The organism is Pelatocladus sp. (assembly GCF_059505505.1).
The window spans coordinates 1-5,370 of record NZ_JCACKS010000140.1 but is presented as its reverse complement, the minus strand read 5'-3'; the positions used below and the strand labels follow the sequence as shown (position 1 = coordinate 5,370).

The 5,370-nt window shown below is 45.5% G+C and carries 6 protein-coding genes; all 6 read left to right on the top strand.

Annotated elements, in window-relative coordinates:
• Positions 1-327 precede the first annotated feature (327 nt).
• The 6 genes from AC5JMK_RS12170 (at position 328) to AC5JMK_RS12145 (ending at position 5,322) form a co-directional block, all read left to right on the top strand.
• The gene (locus tag AC5JMK_RS12170) at positions 328-669 is read left to right on the top strand and encodes an AraC family transcriptional regulator (RefSeq protein WP_495910185.1); all 342 of its coding nucleotides are present in this window, start codon (positions 328-330) and stop codon (positions 667-669) included.
• A 138-nt stretch (positions 670-807) separates the two neighbouring features.
• Complete coding sequence (locus AC5JMK_RS12165; protein ID WP_495910184.1) at positions 808-1,773, top strand: MBL fold metallo-hydrolase; 966 nt, start codon at positions 808-810, stop codon at positions 1,771-1,773.
• 18 nt (positions 1,774-1,791) lie between these two features.
• Entirely contained in the window at positions 1,792-1,896 is a 105-nt protein-coding gene (locus tag AC5JMK_RS12160; RefSeq protein ID WP_495910186.1) for an AraC family transcriptional regulator, read from the top strand.
• A gap of 98 nt (positions 1,897-1,994) precedes the next feature.
• The gene (gene hxlB, locus AC5JMK_RS12155; protein WP_495910183.1) at positions 1,995-2,555 is read left to right on the top strand and encodes a 6-phospho-3-hexuloisomerase; all 561 of its coding nucleotides are present in this window, start codon (positions 1,995-1,997) and stop codon (positions 2,553-2,555) included.
• A 75-nt stretch (positions 2,556-2,630) separates the two neighbouring features.
• Positions 2,631-3,362, top strand: coding sequence for an orotidine 5'-phosphate decarboxylase / HUMPS family protein (locus tag AC5JMK_RS12150; RefSeq protein WP_495910182.1), 732 nt, complete (start codon positions 2,631-2,633; stop codon positions 3,360-3,362).
• A gap of 73 nt (positions 3,363-3,435) precedes the next feature.
• Positions 3,436-5,322 (top strand): GMC family oxidoreductase, encoded by a 1,887-nt coding sequence (locus tag AC5JMK_RS12145; protein WP_495910181.1) that lies wholly within the window; start codon positions 3,436-3,438, stop codon positions 5,320-5,322.
• Positions 5,323-5,370: the final 48 nt, after the last annotated feature.

Genomic DNA, 5,370 nt, shown 5'->3' with positions numbered 1-5,370 from the left:
TAATTGGTTTACCCATTGTTGTTACTGTACTTCACTAGATTAAGAAACGCTATAGTGCAAGTCATTAAGTTCCCGATTCCTGCTCCCAATTCATATCTGATACCAATTCACTAAAAAAATGAGACAGATATAAACCCTGAAAGCGTTACTAATTCTAACTTTCTTAATTTTGAATTTTGTTAGCGCAGCGGTAGCGAGTCCGCGAGCGTCATTTTGAATTGGTATGACTTGTTTGTTAGTGCTAGTAAGCTATCTAATTTCAATGGCTAGCTTTTGCCTGTTTTGTTGAACAAAATTGCTAATTTTTGAACCATGATAACAATTACAATGCCAACAATTGAATTCAAGACCAGAGGCTTAACGCACACCCAATTGCAACAAGTACTCGACTATATTCATACTCACCTCGATCGAGATTTGTCACTGTCCGAAATTGCAGAGATCATCAACATCAGCCCGACTTACTTTGCGAGTTTATTCAAACAGGCGATAGGAATTTCGCCGCATCAGTATGTAATTCAACAGCGAGTGGAACAGGCGAAATTGATGTTATCGAAAACGGATTTAGCGATCGCAGACATCGCCTTACAAGTCGGCTTCTCTAGTCAAAGCCATCTGACCCAGCAGTTTAAGCGCTTCACCGGAATGACACCAAAGCAGATTCGCTAACACCATAAGAATCTGACAAACTGTCGTAAGAATCTGAAAGAAGCCAAGTATTCAAACTTTATACACTTTGAGTAGATGAAATTAGAGGCATTTAATCAGCCTCGATTCAGCTTTAATTACCACTGAAAGGGTTCTAATATGCTTTCTAGACTGATGATAGCTGTTGCAACCGCAGTGCTGATGATTGCGACCTCTTGTATCTTTCCAGCGATCGCACCAGCCAAAAGTGCAAAGGCTCAAGTGCCAGGTGTCTATCCATTCAAGTTAGGGGATTTCACAATTACAGCACTGAGCGACGGTACATTACCCCAGGATCTCCATACACTTCTGTCTAATACGAACCCAACAGAAAGCGATCGCCTTCTCCAGAAAAGCTTTCTGACCAATCCTGTCGAGGTATCGATTAATGCTTTCCTAATCGACACTGGAGATAAACAAGTGCTAGTAGATACGGGAGCAGGGAACTTCTTTGGCCCAAAGTTAGGCGGCAAGCTTCAGACATCGCTGAAGGCAGCAGGCTACGCCCCTAGCGAGATTGATGCAATCCTCCTGACCCATATTCATACCGATCATAGCGGTGGTCTGGTCGAAGGGGGTAAACTGATATTTCCCACCGCCACGATCTATGTTGGCAAACCTGATGTTGATTTCTGGCTCGATCGTACTAATGCAAAGCGATCAAACGTCGCTGAAAAATATTTTGATGAAGCCGTGAAAACCGTCAAACCTTATTTAGATGCAGGCAAGCTGAAATCGTTTTCTGGCAAGACAGCCATTCTACCGGGAATCACCGCGCATCCCACACCCGGACACACTCCCGGTCATAGCTGCTACGTAGCAGAAAGCCGGGGTGAGAGCATCGAGTTTTGGGGCGATATTGTTCACTTTGCTTCAGTGCAATTCCCAAAACCAGAAATCACAGTTGCTTATGATGTCGATAAAGATGCTGCTGCTGCACAACGCAAAAAACAGTTTGCCAGAGCAGAAGCATCACGGCTCCTGGTAGCAGGCGCGCATTTACCCTTTCCAGGTGTTGGGCATCTCCGTGCAGCAGAGCGAGGCTATGCCTGGGTGCCAGTGGATTACCGATGGCGTGAACCCTAACTCAACAGAGCCTGAAGCATTGCGATCGCGGACATCGCCTTACAAGTGGGTTTCTCCAGTCAAAGCCATCTGACCCAACAGTTTAAACGCCTCACCGGGATGACACCAAAGCAAGTTCGCTAACAAACACCATAAGAATCTGACAAACTGTTATAAGAATCTGAAAGAAGTTGAGCATTGGAACTCAGTACACTCCAAACAGATAGGACAAGGAGAATCCAATGCAGCCAATTTTTACTCAAGCTATTGGATTAGTTTTGGCGGAAAATCAACGCGTGCTGCAAGCTATCGCTTATCCAGCAGTCGAGCAACTGGCACAAAAAATTATGGATGTCGAGCGAATCTTTGTAATTGGTGAAGGTCGCAGTGGCTTGGCAATCCGGATGGCAGCAATGCGACTAATGCATTTGGGCTGCCAGGTTTACGTCGTGGGTGAAACGACGACACCATCAATTCGCTCCACCGATTTATTCATCGCTTGCTCGGGATCGGGCAGTACTGAAACTGTGTGTGCGATCGCTACCAAAGCAAAGACAATAGGAGCATACCTTGTAGGAGTGACAGCCGACAAGCAATCTTCGTTGGGTCAACTTGTCGATCTTACGATTGAACTAGCGGCGGCAACAAAGCATGATTTTGAGAATTTCCAATCGCAACAATTTGCAGGTTCTTTGTTTGAGCAATCAACCTTACTATTCTTTGATACTTTGTTTTATGTTCTGTCACAAATGCTCAATAAAAATGCTCAGTTACTCTTCGCTTTGCACGCCAATTTAGAGTAAAGCCTTGGGTAATTGGTCATGGGTAATACCGATTACTAATCACCAATCACCAATCATTAATCACCAATCACCAATATGAAACCCTATCTTTGGATCGCTTACGATTACACCTCTACATCAGAGTGCCTAGTGATGTTGGATACAATTCTAGAAAAACATCCAGATAACGATATTATTCATGAAATTGGTAGACCTACACTGCTTCAAGCGGCTCTAGAGGGAGTGAGTATCGTCTCTGAATTCCGAAAGCGATTGAACAATAATCAAATGCTCGTAGTTGACTTTAAAGGCTATGACGTTCCTTACATTGCAGAAGCTCAATTTTACTATGCGGCTGGAACCGATTTAGTAACGGTAATGGCAACGGCTCCAAATGAAGCGATTCAAGAAGCGATTAATGGTGCAAATATTGATCGCAAGAAAGTTTGCTTCGATCTGATGGCTTGCTTAGATGACGACTGGAAAGTTAAAAGATCCCAGGAGTTAGCAGATATGGGAGCGAGCTTAGTCACTTGTCATACGGGTTGGAGCGAACAAGCGTTTGGAAAGAACCCAAATGTACTGATTAAAAAAGTTTGTCAACAACTGAAAAATACCTCTACTCAAGTCATCGCTATGGGAGGACTTAAGCCCAGCAATTTAAAAGACTTGAAACCGTATGTTGAGCAGATTTTCGCCATCGCTGTCGGAAGTGCAATCACCAGAAGCGAAGATCCCAACGTTGCGATCGCACAGTTCCAACTAGAAATAAATCAATTAAATTCACGTCCACTTTCTAATGCTCCGTGGGCTTTGATCGAACGATAAAAAGCGATCTGCACTCTTTTGATGACAAGTATGAATAAAAGCTAATACAAGGTACTAGGATAAGGAAAAATGTATGTTCAATCAGTTTTATAACCGTCGTCGCTTTATTCAAAATGCTGCTCTATTCTCTACTAGTTTGGTAGCTTCATTAGCCTATCAGAGGAAAGCTATTCCTATTAATCCGGCAGCGCCTGTCGAATACATAATAGTTGGTTCTGGTGCTGGCGGCGGCCCTCTGGCCGTCAATCTGGCAAAGGCAGGGCATAAGGTAGTTCTGATAGAGGCAGGCGGTGACGACGGCGACGATCTCATCTCTGTGCCATTATTCAGCCCGCTTGTTGGCGAAGATCCAAGAGTGAGATGGGACTATTTTGTCCGGCAATACACAGATGAGGCGCGTCAAAAACGTAATAGTAAGTACGTCCCTGACCGAGGCGGTGTGTTGTATCCACGAGCTGGTACCCTTGGCGGATGTACTGTGCATAATCTGATGATTACGATTTATCCCAATAATAGTGACTGGGATGCGATCGCAGATATTACTGGCGATCGCAGTTGGCGCTCCGAGAATATGCGAAAGTACTTTGAGCGACTTGAGCAGTGCCGCTATGTTGAGCGACCAACCAGCAAAGGCAAGGCAAACCCAACAGGTCATGGATTCGATGGCTGGCTGACAACCGAGATTACCGATCCCACGCTGTTCCATAAGGACAGTAATATGCAGCAGATTTTGCTCTCGGTTGAGCGTGAGGTAGGTTCTAAAAGCTTAGTTGACGCATTTTTACGCAAGAAACTCGATCCAAATTCTTTGGCAGTTAAGTTAAAGGATACCGAAGGGTTCTACAACATCCCCCAAGCTACTCGCAATGGTCGGCGGCGCGGGCCGCGCGATCTGATTAGAGAGACTGCTGCCGCACTCCCAAACAACCTGATTGTTAAAACCAACACCTTAGTAACTCGCGTGGTTTTCCGCGATCGCCAAGCAATTGGTGTTGAGTACCTTGAGGGCGCTCATCTTTATCGTGCCGATCCGCAAGCTCCGCCCGATGGACCGGAACCCGGACGAAGGAAGATAATGTATGCTTCTCGGGAAGTAATTTTGGCGGCAGGTGCCTTTAATAGCCCGCAGATTCTAAAGCTCTCCGGCATTGGCCCAGCAGATGAACTGCAAAAACATGGCATTAAGCCAATCGTTGACCTTCCAGGAGTTGGCGAGAACCTGCAAGACCGCTACGAAATCGGTGTAATAACGCAGATGAATTCTGATTTCACGCTTGCTCAGAACTGCACCCCCGGAAAACCGTCAGATCCTTGCTTGGCTGAGTTGGAGAAGGGTCAGGGGATTTATACGAATAACGCCACCTTCGGAGGTCATATCCGCAAGTCCGATCCAGCGCGAAGAGTTCCCGACCTCTTTATCTTTGGCTTACCCGTACCATACCAAGGCTATTATCCTGGTTGGTCTGTGCCCCTTTCACAAATGAAAAACCAATTTAGCTGGACTGTTCTGAAAGCGCACACGCGTAATCGCGCCGGAAGCGTGAAATTGCGTTCAGCAGACCCACGCGATACTCCCGAAATCAACTTCCATTATTTTACTGAAGGCGACGATATCAAAGGCGAGGATTTGGAATCGGTTGTTAATGGTGTTGAATTTGTACGTCGCATGAACGCCCATATCGCGGATATCTCCAAAGAGGTGGTTCCCGGCCCAAAAGTTCAATCACGCGAAGAGATTATCAAATTTGTGGAGGCTGAGGCGTGGGGTCATCACGCTTCATGCAGTAACAAGATGGGGCCAAAGAATGACCCAATGGCTGTAGTTGATAGTAAATTTCGCGTTCACGGTACGCAAAATCTGCGTGTCGTAGATGCTTCGGTCTTCCCACGTGTTCCCGGCTACTTTATCGTCACACCAATATACATGATTAGTGAAAAAGCAAGTGACGTTATATTATAGCGTTTACCGGTCTAATGAAGTACATTTATTAAGATAAAGCTGTGCATC